The organism is Povalibacter uvarum (assembly GCF_014202975.1).
GTDB lineage: Bacteria > Pseudomonadota > Gammaproteobacteria > Steroidobacterales > Steroidobacteraceae > Steroidobacter > Steroidobacter uvarum.
In genome coordinates this window covers 115,786-129,219 of sequence record NZ_JACHHZ010000006.1, presented here as the reverse complement: position 1 = coordinate 129,219, position 13,434 = coordinate 115,786, and the positions used below count along the sequence as shown (strand labels likewise).

10 protein-coding genes are annotated in these 13,434 nt (G+C 63.7%); 4 read left to right on the top strand and 6 right to left on the bottom strand.

Annotated elements, in window-relative coordinates; translation table 11 throughout:
• Nucleotides 1–94 precede the first annotated feature (94 nt).
• From HNQ60_RS22925 to HNQ60_RS22915, 3 genes are all read right to left on the bottom strand, one after another.
• Nucleotides 95–1,543 carry a TolC family outer membrane protein gene (locus HNQ60_RS22925; protein WP_184335115.1) on the bottom strand — a complete coding sequence of 483 codons (1,449 nt, stop codon included), beginning with the start codon at nt 1,541–1,543 and terminating at the stop codon, nt 95–97.
• A 137-nt stretch (nt 1,544–1,680) separates the two neighbouring features.
• Entirely contained in the window at nt 1,681–2,001 is a 321-nt protein-coding gene (locus HNQ60_RS22920; protein ID WP_184335114.1) for a rhodanese-like domain-containing protein, read from the bottom strand.
• Between the two features lie 76 nt (nt 2,002–2,077).
• Nucleotides 2,078–2,728, bottom strand: a complete 651-nt coding sequence (locus HNQ60_RS22915) for a protein-L-isoaspartate O-methyltransferase family protein (protein WP_184335113.1) — start codon at nt 2,726–2,728, stop codon at nt 2,078–2,080.
• 600 nt (nt 2,729–3,328) lie between these two features.
• On the opposite strand from HNQ60_RS22915, the gene HNQ60_RS22910 reads away from it, so the two are divergent.
• Nucleotides 3,329–5,638: an EAL domain-containing protein gene (locus HNQ60_RS22910; RefSeq protein WP_184335112.1), complete on the top strand. Its 2,310-nt coding sequence runs from the start codon at nt 3,329–3,331 to the stop codon at nt 5,636–5,638.
• Between the two features lie 201 nt (nt 5,639–5,839).
• Here HNQ60_RS22910 and HNQ60_RS22905 read toward each other — a convergent pair whose 3' ends face one another.
• Both HNQ60_RS22905 and HNQ60_RS22900 read right to left on the bottom strand, forming a co-directional pair.
• Nucleotides 5,840–7,891, bottom strand: a complete 2,052-nt coding sequence (locus HNQ60_RS22905) for a sodium-translocating pyrophosphatase (protein ID WP_184335111.1) — start codon at nt 7,889–7,891, stop codon at nt 5,840–5,842.
• Between the two features lie 105 nt (nt 7,892–7,996).
• Entirely contained in the window at nt 7,997–9,268 is a 1,272-nt protein-coding gene (locus HNQ60_RS22900; RefSeq protein WP_184335110.1) for a 6-phosphofructokinase, read from the bottom strand.
• A gap of 209 nt (nt 9,269–9,477) precedes the next feature.
• Between HNQ60_RS22900 and HNQ60_RS22895 the strand changes: the two genes are divergently transcribed.
• Complete coding sequence (locus HNQ60_RS22895) at nt 9,478–10,356, top strand: adenylate kinase (protein ID WP_184335109.1); 879 nt, start codon at nt 9,478–9,480, stop codon at nt 10,354–10,356.
• 3 nt (nt 10,357–10,359) lie between these two features.
• Here HNQ60_RS22895 and rnd read toward each other — a convergent pair whose 3' ends face one another.
• Nucleotides 10,360–11,499, bottom strand: a complete 1,140-nt coding sequence (rnd, locus tag HNQ60_RS22890) for a ribonuclease D (protein WP_184335108.1) — start codon at nt 11,497–11,499, stop codon at nt 10,360–10,362.
• A gap of 26 nt (nt 11,500–11,525) precedes the next feature.
• Between rnd and HNQ60_RS22885 the strand changes: the two genes are divergently transcribed.
• Both HNQ60_RS22885 and mpl read left to right on the top strand, forming a co-directional pair.
• Nucleotides 11,526–12,041, top strand: coding sequence for a hypothetical protein (locus tag HNQ60_RS22885; RefSeq protein WP_184335107.1), 516 nt, complete (start codon nt 11,526–11,528; stop codon nt 12,039–12,041).
• A gap of 13 nt (nt 12,042–12,054) precedes the next feature.
• Nucleotides 12,055–13,434, top strand: coding sequence for a UDP-N-acetylmuramate:L-alanyl-gamma-D-glutamyl-meso-diaminopimelate ligase (gene mpl / locus HNQ60_RS22880; protein WP_184335106.1), 1,380 nt, complete (start codon nt 12,055–12,057; stop codon nt 13,432–13,434).

Genomic DNA, 13,434 nt, shown 5'->3' with positions numbered 1-13,434 from the left:
GACAGGAGAAAAGAAAAGGCCGGCTAATGCCGGCCTTCTGTCTCTGTCTCTGGCTCACAGCTCACAGCTCACAGCTGACGCCGCCTCGGCGTCGTCACTTCGTAATGACCCTTTCTTCCAGGTACTGATTGATCCTCTGGAGATCTTCCTGCCGCAGCGTGCCGGTCGCGAGCCGCAGGTTGAACGCATTCAGGATGTAGTCGTAGCGGCTGCGCGAGTAGTTCGTCTGCGCTTCGAACAGCCGGCGGCGTGCGTCCAGCACGTCGACCGTCGTGCGCGTGCCGACTTCGAATCCGGCTTCCGTCGCCTGCAGCGCCGTCTTGCTCGAATCGAGCGCCTGCTTGAGTGCCTTCACGCGTGACATTTCGCTGAGCACGCCGAGGTAGGCGTCACGGGTGGCACGTTCGGTCTCGCGGTTGGTGCGCTCCAGACGCTCGCGAGCCGCACGATGCAGATAAACGCGTTGGCGGACGCGGGACGAGGTGCCGCCGCCGGAATAGATCGGGACCGTCACCTGCACGCCGATCGCGTCTTCGGTGCCGTCGCTGTCAGCCGGCGAAGTGGAGCGGGGGCCGTTGCCCGTCTGCGTCGTCGTATCGCCGGAGATGTCATTGCCCGAGCGGCCAGCGACCAGGTCGATGGTCGGGAGATGGCCCGATCTTGCGACGCTCACATCCTGCTTGGCGATGTCCGTTGCAAGTCGCGCGGAGATGATGCGGAGGTTCTGTTCCAGGGCGGTCGCGACCCAGGTCTCCTCGTTCTCGGGATCGGGCGAGCGCAGCGGCAAGTCATCGATCGGCGCGGCGAGGGAGGAGAACGATTCACCCGTCAGTTCTCGGAGCAGTTCGAGCGCCGTGGCAAGTTGCCGTTTGGCAAGGATCACGCCTGCCGCTGCCTGATCGTGGGCAGCGCGTGCTTCCTGGACGTCCGTGATGGCGATCAGGCCCACTTCGAAACGCTTGTCCGCCTGCTCGAGCTGGCGACTGAAAGCTTCGAGGGTGGCGACCGCGGCGTCGACGGTGTCCTGGGCAGCGAGTACATCGAAATAGCGCTGTGCGGTGCGCTGGATGAGCTCCTGCTGAGCCGCCTGGTAGTCGGCTTCGGCCTGGGCGACCTGGGAATCGGCGCGCTTCAGCGTCGACCATTGATCCCAGCGGAAGAGCGTCTGGCGCAACTGGAACTGGTAGACCGTGGTATCGAGCTCCTGCTCGCGCTGGGCCGGCCGGAACTGGATCGGATTGGTCGTCGGGTCAGCGAACAGGCTGGCGCCTTCGGACTCGGTCTTCTCGTAGGAGCCGCTTGCGTTGATCTGCGGCAGCAAGGCAGCCAGCGCCTGCGGCTTCGATTCGCGGCTCGCCAGACGGTTGGCGTCTGCTTCGCGAATCTGCGGATCGTTCTGGAGCGCTTTCTGATAGACCTCCACGATGTCCGCGGCGGAGGCCGTCGGCGCGATCGCGAGCAGGGACAGCCCGCCCATCATGGCAGCAGCCGAGGCCAGCGCGTGTTTCTTCAGGCACGCTTGGATATACGAGCGCAATTTCATTGATTCATTTCCCATGTTCGAGAACACAGCAGCCGGCCAGTAGTTGCAACTTCGATCGGACCCGGTCATCCCGCCTGTTATTGACGATTGATGTCATGACCGGTGGCCTCACCGCCACGAAGCTTCCCTTGGACGCGTCAGTAGGTCGGAATGGTTGCATCCAGGTCGCGCGACCAGGCGAGGATGCCGCCCGCGAGGTTGACCGCCCGGAAACCGTTTTGTTGCAGGTACTTCGCCACCTCGAGACTGCGCCGGCCCGACCGGCACAACACTACGACCTCCCTCGAGGCATCCAGCTCGCCGGCACGTCCGGCGACTTCCCCCATGGGGATGTGGACGACTCCGGGCACGCTTGCCACCCCGAGTTCCCAGCCCTCCCGGACATCGAGCAACGTCAGGGCGTCGCCGCGATCACGTCGGGCTACGAATTCGGCGGGGGTAATTTCCGGGATGTTCATCGTTAAGAGAAGCGAGTTGCGGCGAATCGCGGGTGAAGATCGGTGAATGGCGGCGAGTGTCCGGCCGCGGACACTTTCAGAACACGAATTCCGGTGGTTTCGGCGCGTTGATCAGCGGCTGCAGCACGGTTTCGAACAGGCCTTCGCGCTGCCATTCACGCTCGCCTACCCGAGTGATCTTCCAGGCTTCCATGACGGGTGCCTGGCCGACCACGACGAAAAGGCGTCCACCGATCTTTAACGCACGCTGGAAGCGTTCGTCGTACAACGGCAGCGAGCCTGTCACGGCAATGGCGTCGAAAGCGAGGGTGTCTTCGAGCCGCATGCCGTCAGCCGCTTCGACGGCGACGTTGTTCACGGCGGCCGTCAGGAGATTGGCGCGAGCCATGTCGGCGAGCTCCGGAACGATTTCCAGCGAACGCACACGGCCGGCGAGCTTACCCATGCAGGCCGCCAGGAAGCCGGTGCCGGTGCCGATTTCGAGCGCCAGGTCGGCCGGCTGCAGGCCCAGGGCCTGCAGGATCCGGCCATGCACCTTGGGCGGCAGCATCATCTGGCCATGGGGGAGCGGAATCGGGCTGTCCGCGAACGCCACGCCCTGCCAACCCTGGGGGACGAAGGCTTCGCGGCGGACCTCGCGCATCACATCGAGGATGCGATCGTCCAGCACCTCCCAGGTGTTGACCTGCTGTCCGATCATCTGCTCGCGGGCCAGTTCGATATTCATGTCGTCTAAACGCTCAGGATCAGGGACCAGGATCAATCACTTGGGAGCGGCCCCACGGCCGCGGTCCGGGCGGGGCCGGACCTGAGGAAAACGGGCGCAAAGGGTAAGGGCTTTGACCGCCCCAAGACAAGGTTATGTGACACGCCGGCGGGTGCCTCCGGCAGCGTCCCGGCGGCAGGTTCGGCCCAGGGCGTTTCACTCGCGTCGCGAGTCGAGCACGCGATGCAGCGCTCGTCCGCGACAGTACGCATGAAGCGATTCCCTGAAGCTTCGCGGGCGATCTGGAAAAAAGATCGACAATCGCAATGCGCCTTCGTGCAAAGCGCTGGCGAACGCATGAATCGCCGCTGCAATATGGTCAATCTCCGCAGCAGAAATTTCTCGGTCCGATATGCTGCGATCGCGTTCACACAATTGCTTGCGTGAACATCTGCATCGGTGTCATCAGGTCGCTCGCAAGCGGGGAGCTTCAGGCGATCGCGATGCGTGGATCATCGACAAAGCGCATCGGCCGTGCGGGCGGCATGAATGCGCGAGTAGGGGCTTGAAGGAGATCATGGGCGGTACGTTCGCTGGTGCCCGTCCGACATGTTGGGCGACATGTTAGGGACACTGAACATTCCTGTCGGCACTTTGCTGCTGGGCATTGCGCTGTTTGCCCTCATCGGCGTGCTCGTGTGGCGCGAGCGTCGTGCCGCGGTGCTGTCGCGCGCCGCGAATCAGCTCGACGGCATCGTGCGCGAAGGCAGATTCGCCGAGCGCGTGCGAAGCGGCGGCCAGCCGGCACAACCGCTCGCATCGAGCGCCAATCAGCTGCTCGAACAGATCGCCGTCAAGGATCTCCTGATCGCCGAACGCGAACGCGCTCTCGTCGGGCTGCTCGGCGGACTCCACGAGGCAGTTGCCGTGCATCGCGAAGGCATCGTCTTCGCAAACCATCGCTTCGCCGTCCTCAGCGGCCAGAATGAAAAGAACCTGATCGGGCAGGCCATGTCCGACCTGGTGCATCCCGACTATCGCGATCTCGTCGGCGAACAGCTGCGCCGCGTGCTGGGCGCGGAACCGGCGATGGATCGGCTCGAGATCGAGCTGCAGCCGAACCGCGATCAGACATTGCGGGTCGAGCTTTCAGCCGTTCGCATCGACTACCAGGGCGGGCCGGCGCTGTTGCTGACGATGCTGGAGATGGGCCCCAGAGCCGCCACCGCGCCGTCGCAGGGATCGAAGGGTCGTTCGACCGCCTGGGATACGCTCGATTCGCTCGGCGAGGGCATCGTCACGACGGACGTCAGCGGTCGCATCGACTATCTCAATCGTGCTGCCGAGCAGCTGGTGGGCGTGTCCGGCGCGGATGCGATGGGCAAGACCATCACCGACATCATCACGCTGGTGGATGAAAGCGACCGCCGGTCGCTCGGTGATCCGGTTCGCCAGTGCCTGACCACGCAAGCGAAAGTCACCGTAGGTCGCCGCGGATTGATGATCTCGCGCGATGGCGGCGAAGAACGGTCTGTCGAGCTCACGGTCACGCCCCTGAAGGGTCAGCGCGGTGATCTGGCGGGCACGGTGATCGCGGTTCGCGACGTGAGCGAACTGCGCGGCATCACGCGCCAGATGTCGTACCAGGCGAGCCACGATCCACTGACTGGCCTCGTGAATCGACGCGAGTTCGAACGCCGCATGGAGGAAGCGCTCGAGTCGACGCATGCGAGTGCCGCGCGGCATGTCCTGTGCTATCTCGACCTGGATCGTTTCAAAGTCGTGAACGACAGCTGCGGTCACATGGCTGGTGACACGATGCTGCGCGAGGTCGCTGCACTCGTGAAAGCAGCGGTGCGCGATTCGGATACCGCCGGTCGGCTGGGCGGCGACGAGTTCGGCCTGCTGCTCACCGGCTGTCCGCTCGAGAAGGCGCGCCAGATTGCCGACGACGTCGTCCGCAAGGTGAGCGAGTACCGCTTCGTCTGGAAGGACAAGATCTTCAACATCGGCGTCAGCGTCGGCCTCGTCGAAGTCTCGCGCGAGAGCGGGGTGGTCGATGAGATCATGAGCGCCGCCGACTCCGCGTGCTACGTCGCCAAGAAGCAGGGCAATCACGTTCACGTGTACTCCGCTCGCGATGAGTCCGTCGCCCGTCACCGCGGCGAGATCCAGTGGCTGCAGCGCCTGCAGACTGCGCTCAAGGACAACCGTTTCGAGCTGATGGCGCAGCCGATCATTGCGACACCCGGCGTTACGCGGGGCCCGGCGCTGGAAGTGCTGCTGCGATTGCAGGACGAGTCGATCCCCGGCGGTATCTCTCCGGTGGAGTTCCTGCGTGCCGCTGAACGCTATCGGCTCATGACGGATGTGGATCGCTGGGTCGTGCAAGCCGCGTTGACAGCGCTTGCGCGCGGTGCGATCAGAGTTCCACCGGATCGCAGCATCGCGATCAACCTTTCAGGCCAGACGCTCGGCGATCCCCAGTTCCTCGAGTTCGTCGTCGAAGTGCTCGACCGCACGGGCGTCGACGCCGACAAGGTGTGCTTCGAAGTCGCCGAGAATTCCGTCATCACGAACATCGAACACGCCCAGCGATTCATCGGCGTACTCCACGGCATGGGCTGCCGTTTCGCCCTCGACGACTTCGGCCGTGGCCTGTCGTCCTTCGGCAATCTCAAGAACCTCTCGCTCGACTACCTCAAGATCGACGGCTCATTCATCCGCAACCTCGGCATCGATTCGGTCAACCAGGCGATGGTCGCCGCGATGATCAAGCTCGCCCGGACACTGAACTTCCAGGTCGTTGCCGAACAGGTCGAAGACGTGAGTGCTCTGGAAGCGGCCACCAGGATGGGCGTGGACTTTGTGCAGGGGTATCACTTGGGGAGACCGCAGCCGTTGGTGAGAGTGGTGGCGAGGGCGAGCTGAGCGTCCGCACGGGTGCGGACGGAGGCTGCGAGCTGCGAGCGACGAGCTGTGAGCCAGATGGAAGAGAGACCTGGTCGCTGAGTTGCCTTGAGCAGGCAAGGTTCCGAATAGCAGTGTGCAAACAAAAAGGGCGCGACTTCCGTCGCGCCCTTTTTCGTTCTCTGGCTACCAGCTCACCGCTCGTAGCTCACTGCTTCCTTCTCAAAGCAGCGGCACCAGCAGCAGCGCCACGATGTTGATGATCTTGATCAGCGGATTGATCGCCGGCCCCGCCGTGTCCTTGTACGGATCGCCAACGGTGTCGCCGGTGACCGCCGCTTTGTGCGTCTCCGAGCCCTTGCCGCCGAAGTTGCCTTCTTCGATGTACTTCTTGGCGTTGTCCCAGGCGCCGCCGCCGGTGCACATCGAGATGGCCACGAAGAGGCCGGTCACGATCGTGCCGATCAACAGGCCGCCGAGTGCGCGGATGCCGGCGCCCGGACCCATCAGGAAGTTCATGCCGAAGGCGACGACCACCGGCACCAGGATCGGGAGCAGCGACGGCACGATCATTTCCTTGATCGCGGAGCGTGTCAGCATGTCCACGGCCTTGGAGTAGTCGGGCTTGGCGGTGCCTTCCATGATGCCCTTGATCTCCTTGAACTGGCGGCGCACTTCGACGACGACAGATCCGGCGGCACGGCCCACGGCTTCCATCGCCATCGCGCCGAACAGGTAGGGCACGAGACCGCCGATGAACAGGCCGATGATCACGGCCGGATCCGACAGAGAAAACACCTGGAGCTTGTTCACGGCTTCGAGGTTGTGGGTGTAGTCGGCGAAGAGCACGAGTGCTGCGAGTCCGGCGGAACCGATCGCGTAGCCCTTCGTGACGGCCTTCGTCGTATTACCCACGGCGTCGAGTGCGTCGGTGATCTTGCGCACGTCTTTCGGCAGGCCGGACATTTCAGCAATGCCGCCGCCGTTGTCCGTGATCGGGCCGTACGCGTCGAGCGCGACGATCATACCGGTCATCGACAGCATCGCCGTTGCAGCGATCGCGATGCCGTACAGATCGGCGATGTGGTACGCGCCCCAGATGGCGGCGCAGACCGCGAGCACGGGCAGGGCGGTCGACTTCATCGAAACGGCGAGACCGGCGATCACGTTCGTGCCGTGACCCGTCTGCGAAGCGCTGGCCACGTAGCGGACCGGGCCGTATTCCGTTGCGGTGTAGTACTCGGTGATCCAGATCAGCGCTGCAGTCAGTGCGAGGCCGATGACGGAGCACCAGAAGAGATCGCTGGCCAGTTCGCCTTCGCCCATCACGACCGGCGTGACGAAGTAGAACGCGATGAGTGCGAGCACGCCCGATACCGCGGTGCCGCGATAGAGCGCGTTCATGATCTTGCCGCCTTCGCGGGCCTTCACGAAGAACGTGCCCACGATCGACGCGACGATCGACACGGAGCCGAGAACCAGCGGATAGATGATGTAGCGGATGTCGAGACTGCCGTCGGCGGCAGTGAACATCAGGCCGCCGAGAACCATCGTGGCAACGACCGTCACCGCGTAGGTTTCGAACAGGTCGGCCGCCATGCCCGCGCAGTCACCGACGTTGTCGCCGACGTTGTCCGCGATCACGGCGGGGTTGCGGGGATCGTCTTCAGGAATGCCGGCTTCGACTTTGCCGACTAGGTCGGCACCGACGTCCGCGCCCTTCGTGAAGATGCCGCCGCCGAGACGCGCGAAGATCGAGATCAGCGAGCCACCGAACGCAAGGCCGATGAGCGAGTGCAGCGCGGCTGCATCGCCGATGGGGCCGCGCATCAGTGCGAAGTAGCCGGCGACGCCGATCATGCCGAGGCCCACCACCAGCATGCCGGTGATTGCACCACCGCGGAACGCAACCTGCAGAGCGGGATTGAGGCCGACGCTCGCTGCCTGTGCGGTGCGCACGTTCGCACGCACGGAAACGTTCATGCCGATGTATCCGGCGAGACCCGAGAGGATCGCGCCGACGGCGAAGCCACCTGCCGTCGCCCAGTCGAGCGCTACGCCGAGCAGGACGAGCAGCACGACGCCGACGATGCCGATCGTGGTGTACTGCCTGTTGAGGTAAGCCTTGGCACCTGCCTGGATCGCGGCTGCGATCTCCTGCATGCGTTCGTTGCCAGCCGATTGTTTGTTGATCCAGCCAACGGAGAACACGCCGTAAAGCACGGCGAGCACACCGGCACCGATCGCGAGCCAGAGCGCGACTTCTGTGGACATGAAACTTTCCCCTCCCCCAAAAACGGGCTTCGATTCTTAAGTGATTGCATACAGCGAAAAATGCAGGTTTTTCCGCTGTAAAAGCTGCCAGAAAAAGGCGCTGGACTATAGCACAAAGGTTTTGTCGAGCTTCTTCTTCACCGGTGCGTTGCGCAGTTCGACGTACCGCGGCAGCCCGTTCTTGTAGGGAGGATAGTCTTCTCCCTGAATCAGCGGGCTCAGATAGCGACGGGCCTTCTCGGTAATAAAGAAACCGTCTTCTGTTATGTAGTCGCGCGGCACCATTTTTTCCTGGTTCGCGACATCGCTGAGCTTCGCGATGCCCAGCTTCCACTTGTAGGGCTTCTGCGAAGCGCGCACGACGGTCGGCATGACGGAGTTGTGACCCTTCAACGCGAGCTCGACCGCGGCCTTGCCCAGCGCGTAAGCCTGATCGACGTCGACCTTCGATGCGATGTGGCGCGCAGCGCGCTGCAGGTAGTCGGCGACCGCCCAGTGATACTTGTAGTTGAGCTTCGACTTGATCAGCTGGGCGATCACGGGCGCGACACCGCCGAGCTGTGCATGGCCGAATGCATCGCGCAGGCCGGCATCGGAGAGGAACTTGCCGTCCGTGTTCTTCACGCCTTCCGACACTACGATCGCGCAGTAGCCGAACTTCTCCACGCACTCCTTCACGCGCGCGCAGAAGCGCTCTTCGTCGAATGTGATTTCGGGGAACAGGATGATGTGCGGCGCATCGCCTTCTTTCTCTGACGCGAGACCGCCCGCCGCGGCGATCCATCCGGCGTGACGACCCATGACTTCCATGATGAAGACCTTCGTCGAAGTCTTCGCCATCGAGGCGACGTCGAAGCCGGCTTCGCGGATCGACACGGCAACGTACTTCGCGACCGAGCCGAACCCGGGACAGCAATCCGTGATCGGCAGATCGTTGTCGACTGTCTTCGGCACGTGAATCGCCTGGATCGGAAGCCCAAGCTTGTCGGCAAGCTGCGAGACCTTCAGGCACGTGTCGGCCGAATCGCCGCCGCCGTTATAGAAGAAGTAGCCGATGTCGTGCGCCTTGAAGACCTCGATCAGGCGTTCGTACTGCGCCGGGTTGTCTTCCATCTTCTTCAGCTTGTACCGCGCCGAACCGAATGCGCCGGCGGGCGTGTGCCGCAAGGCCCGGATGGCGGCCGCGGATTCCTTCGTCGTGTCGATCAGATCTTCTGTCAAAGCACCCACGATGCCGTGACGCCCGGCATAGACCTTGCCGATCTTGTTCTTGTGCTTGCGGCAGGTCTCGATGACCCCGCAGGCCGACGCGTTGATCACGGCAGTAACGCCGCCCGACTGGGCATAGAAGGCGTTACGAGGTTTCTTTGCAGGCATTGCAGACCCCTGAGGTGATTGGAATTTGGGGGGCGAAGGATAGCGCAGGAAGAAGCCAGCTAGCCGGCTAGCTGGCTAGCATGCTAGCTGGCCGGAATCGAACGTCGGCCCGGGACCATTCCTGCGAAGTCCACCGGTTGCCAGTTGGCCAGCAAGCCCCGTTTTCGGTAGGGTAGCGCCCCTTTGCTTCGGAGGTCGTCGCCGACATCATGCGTATCGTTTTGCTGGGAGCGCCCGGTTCGGGCAAGGGCACACAGGCACAGAGGCTGCAGGCCAAGTACGGCGTGCCCCAGGTGTCGTCCGGGGACCTGCTGCGCGATGCAGTTGCGCGAGGCACGGAGCTTGGCCTCAAGGCCAAGGCCGTCATGGAAGCCGGTCAGCTCGTGTCCGACGATATCGTCCTTGGACTCATTCGAGACCGGCTGGCCCGTCCCGACGCCGCCAACGGATTCATCCTCGACGGTTTTCCTCGCAACGAAGACCAGGCGAACTCGCTCAATGCGCTCCTGAAGGACATCGGCCAGCCCATCGACGCCGTGCTCCTGCTGGACGTTCGCCGCGAGACGCTCATGCAGCGTCTGGCCGGCCGGCGCACCTGCCCGAAGTGCGGCACGGTCTATAACGTGCATTCCCTCAACGGTGCGACAACGTGCCCGCGCGAAGGCGCCGAGCTCTTTCAGCGTCCGGACGACAAGGAAGAAGTCATCGGCCGCCGGCTCGAGGTCTACGAGAAGCAGACCCAGCCGCTCATCGACTACTACGCGAAGCTCGGCCTGCTGCGCACGATCGCCGGCGAAGGCGAGCTCGACTCCGTGTTCGAACGGATGGAGGCCGCCGCGCTTGCGAAGCCGCTGCCGCCGTCGAGCGTGAAAGTCAGCACCGCGAAGGTGCCCAGGAACAAGGTCGTCGTTAAGGCCGCGCGCAAGCCCGCGAAGAAGACCAAGAAGGTTGCTGTGAGGACGGCGAAGGCGAAGTCCGCTCGCAAGCCGGCACCGAAGGCGAAGCGCGTCAAGGCAGCCCCCAAGACCGCGAAGCGTGCGAAGGTCGCGAAGAAGCGCCCGGCCAAGAAGGCCGCGCGAAAGAAGTGACGATCAGGCGGCGGCGGTCGCGAGTTCGACCAGCCGCTCGCCGATGACTTCCCGGCGCCATCCCTGCATCAGGTGATCGGAGCGCCCTGAGAAGACCAGCTGTTCGACGTCGCGGCGTGTCGCGAGAAGCTCGGGCGCAATGCTGTTGCGCTGAGCTTCGTCGCGAACGATCGACAGCAGGCGATTGGCCAGCGCGAGCTTCTGCGGGTCCGGTCTGGGAGGCGTCACCGCCGGCGCTTCAGCGGTGGCGTTGGCACGGCCCTGCGTCACCAGGTCCAGCATCTCGTCGGTGCGCTTGCGCAGGAAATTCGCAGACAGGCCATCGATCGTCTCCAGCTGCTCGCCGGTGCGCGGCAGGCGATCCGCAATCTCGCGCATCGATTCGTCGGAAAGAATCCAGCCTCGCGGCTTGTCCTTGTGGATCGCGCGAGCCTCGCGCCACTGCGCGAGCAGTTTCAGCGTTGCGCGCTGTTCCGGGCGCAACCGATCCAGCCCTTTCAGTCTGCGCCATGAATCCGCGGGATCCGGGCGATAGAGCTTCGGATCCTCCAGTTCCCGCGCCTCCTCGATCTGCCAGCCCAATCGCCCGCGTTCTTCGAGCGCGTCCTGGAGATTGAGATACAGCGGGACGAGGTAGCGTACGTCGTCGGCGGCGTATTCGAGTTGTTCGGGACTGAGCGGCCGGCGGCTCCAGTCGGTCCGTGTCTGTCCCTTCGGCAGCACGTGGCCGAGCCGGTCCGCAACGAGGGAGCCGTAGCCGACCTGAGCTGACAACCCGAGCAGCCCGGCTGCAATCTGCGTATCGAAGAGCGGTCCGGGAACAGGGGCCGGAGCATCGGCGTTGCCCGGGCTCGTGCGATGCATCGCCTGCGACAGGACTTCCAGATCCTGCCGGGCCGCATGCAGCACCTTCAATCGGCGGCGGTCGGCCAGGAATTCCCAGAGCGGCGTCAGGTCGGTCACCGCGAGGGGGTCGATGATCACGCACGTGTCCGCAGTCGCTGCCTGGATCAGGCATAGCGTCGCGTAATACGTCCGCTCACGCATGAACTCCGTATCGAGCGCGATGAAGTTGCTGCCGGACAGCAATTCCAGGGCTCGCGTCAGTTCAGCGGCGGTCGTGATCGGAAGTGCCGGCGGCATGGCGTGTACAATCTGCGGAACGTCTCATGTTGAAATTATTGCAAACCTTCCTCGACATTGCGCTGTGGCGCAAAGGCCCGCAGGACCTTCCCGCGTCGCAATTCCTGGTGGCCCTTGCGCTCGCGATGTACGTCGCCGCGAGTTTCATCCAGGTGCAGCTGCTGGGTCTGCAGCTGCGGACGGTCATCGTCGTCGTCGTCGTCGATGCGATCATGATGATCCTGTGGCCCTGGGCCGTGCTCTCTTTTTTTCGCCGGAGCGAGCGGTTCATGCAGACACTGACCGCCATGCTCGGGGTCGGGGTGCTGCTCGCGCTGGCCGACATCGGGGTACGCGTCCTCCAGATCATGATGGCCGGTCCGGAGCAGAAACCATACATCGCCTGGCTGTTCATTCGTTTCGTCGCCCTGGCGCTCATCCAGGGTCGTATCTTCATGCATGCGCTCGGTCAGGGCCTGCTCACCGGAATGGCGCTGACGGTAGCGATCGCCTATTCCGGGCTGGCAGTGGCGCAGCTCATCGTTACCCGATTGCAGGGTTGAAACACGCATCTCTATGCACGTCCATATTCTCGGCATCTGCGGCACGTTCATGGGCGGCATCGCTGCCCTCGCCAGGGCGGCGGGCCATCGCGTCACGGGCTCCGACCAGAACGTCTATCCGCCGATGTCGGATCAGCTCGCGGCGCTCGGCATCGAGTTGATCCAGGGCTACGATCCCGATCAGCTGAAGCTGAAACCGGATGTCGTCGTCGTCGGCAATGTCATGAGCCGCGGCAATCCACTGGTCGAAGCGCTGCTCGAGAGCGGAATTCCGTATACCTCGGGGCCCGAATGGCTGGCGCGGCACATCCTCGCGGGTCGATGGACGCTCGCGGTTGCCGGCACGCACGGCAAGACGACGACGTCGAGCATCCTCGCGTGGATACTCGAATACGCCGGCCTGAACCCGGGCTTCCTCATCGGTGGCGTGCCGGGCAACTTCAACGTGACGGCACGCGACGGAGGCGGGAAGTACTTCGTCGTCGAAGCAGACGAATACGACACCGCATTCTTCGACAAGCGCGCGAAGTTCGTGCACTACCGTCCCCGGACCACAATCCTCAACAATCTCGAACATGATCACGCGGACATCTATCCGGACGTTGCGTCGATCCAGTGGCAGTTCCATCAGCTGATGCGGATGGTGCCTCGCAATGGCATGGTCGTTGCGAACGCTGGCGATGCCAACGTCATGCACGTGATCGACATGGGCTGCTGGACGCCCGTCGAGCGGTTCTCGAGCGGCACGCAGGGGGATACCGCGTGGTACATCGCAGTCGAACCGGGCGGCGACTACTCGTCGTTCGCGATCATGGAAGGCGAGCGCAGCATGGGCGAAGTGCGCTGGTCGATGGTCGGGCGTCACAACGCGGAGAATGCACTTGCCGCAGTCCTCGCGGCACGCCACGCGGGCGTCGAAATCAGCAAGGCCATCGAGGCGCTGCGAGAGTTCAAAGGCGTGCGCCGGCGCATGGAAGTGAGAGGCGTCGTCGACGGCATCACTGTGTACGACGACTTCGCGCACCATCCCACAGCGATCCATACGACCATCGACGGCCTGCGCCGCCGCATCGGCAAGGCGCGACTCATCGCCGTGCTCGAACCGCGTTCGAATACGATGAAGCTCGGCTCCCACCAGGAAGCGATCGCCGGCTCGCTCGCCCAGGCGGATCGGGTGTGGCTCTACCAGGGGCCGGGTGTGAAGTGGGACGTCGCAGCATCGGTCGCAACGCTCGGCGAGCGTGCACGGACCGTGAATGACATCGGTGCCCTCGTCGCGGAGATCAACGATTTCGCGACAGCGGGCGATCACGTGCTGATCATGTCGAACGGCGGCTTCGACGGAGTTCACGGCAAGCTGCTCGCGCGACTGCGCGAGCGCTCGACCGGCTGA

Bases quoted from the DNA above. Each gene is read 5' to 3' on its own strand.
- HNQ60_RS22900 (WP_184335110.1), bottom strand. From the start codon at position 9,268: ATGCCTGCAAAGAAACCTCGTAACGCCTTCTATGCCCAGTCGGGCGGC.
- HNQ60_RS22925 (WP_184335115.1), bottom strand. From the start codon at position 1,543: ATGAAATTGCGCTCGTATATCCAAGCGTGCCTGAAGAAACACGCGCTG.
- HNQ60_RS22910 (WP_184335112.1), top strand. From the start codon at position 3,329: ATGTTAGGGACACTGAACATTCCTGTCGGCACTTTGCTGCTGGGCATT.
- HNQ60_RS22885 (WP_184335107.1), top strand. From the start codon at position 11,526: ATGTTGAAATTATTGCAAACCTTCCTCGACATTGCGCTGTGGCGCAAA.
- rnd (WP_184335108.1), bottom strand. From the start codon at position 11,499: ATGCCGCCGGCACTTCCGATCACGACCGCCGCTGAACTGACGCGAGCC.
- HNQ60_RS22905 (WP_184335111.1), bottom strand. From the start codon at position 7,891: ATGTCCACAGAAGTCGCGCTCTGGCTCGCGATCGGTGCCGGTGTGCTC.
- HNQ60_RS22915 (WP_184335113.1), bottom strand. From the start codon at position 2,728: ATGAATATCGAACTGGCCCGCGAGCAGATGATCGGACAGCAGGTCAAC.
- HNQ60_RS22895 (WP_184335109.1), top strand. From the start codon at position 9,478: ATGCGTATCGTTTTGCTGGGAGCGCCCGGTTCGGGCAAGGGCACACAG.
- mpl (WP_184335106.1), top strand. From the start codon at position 12,055: ATGCACGTCCATATTCTCGGCATCTGCGGCACGTTCATGGGCGGCATC.
- HNQ60_RS22920 (WP_184335114.1), bottom strand. From the start codon at position 2,001: ATGAACATCCCGGAAATTACCCCCGCCGAATTCGTAGCCCGACGTGAT.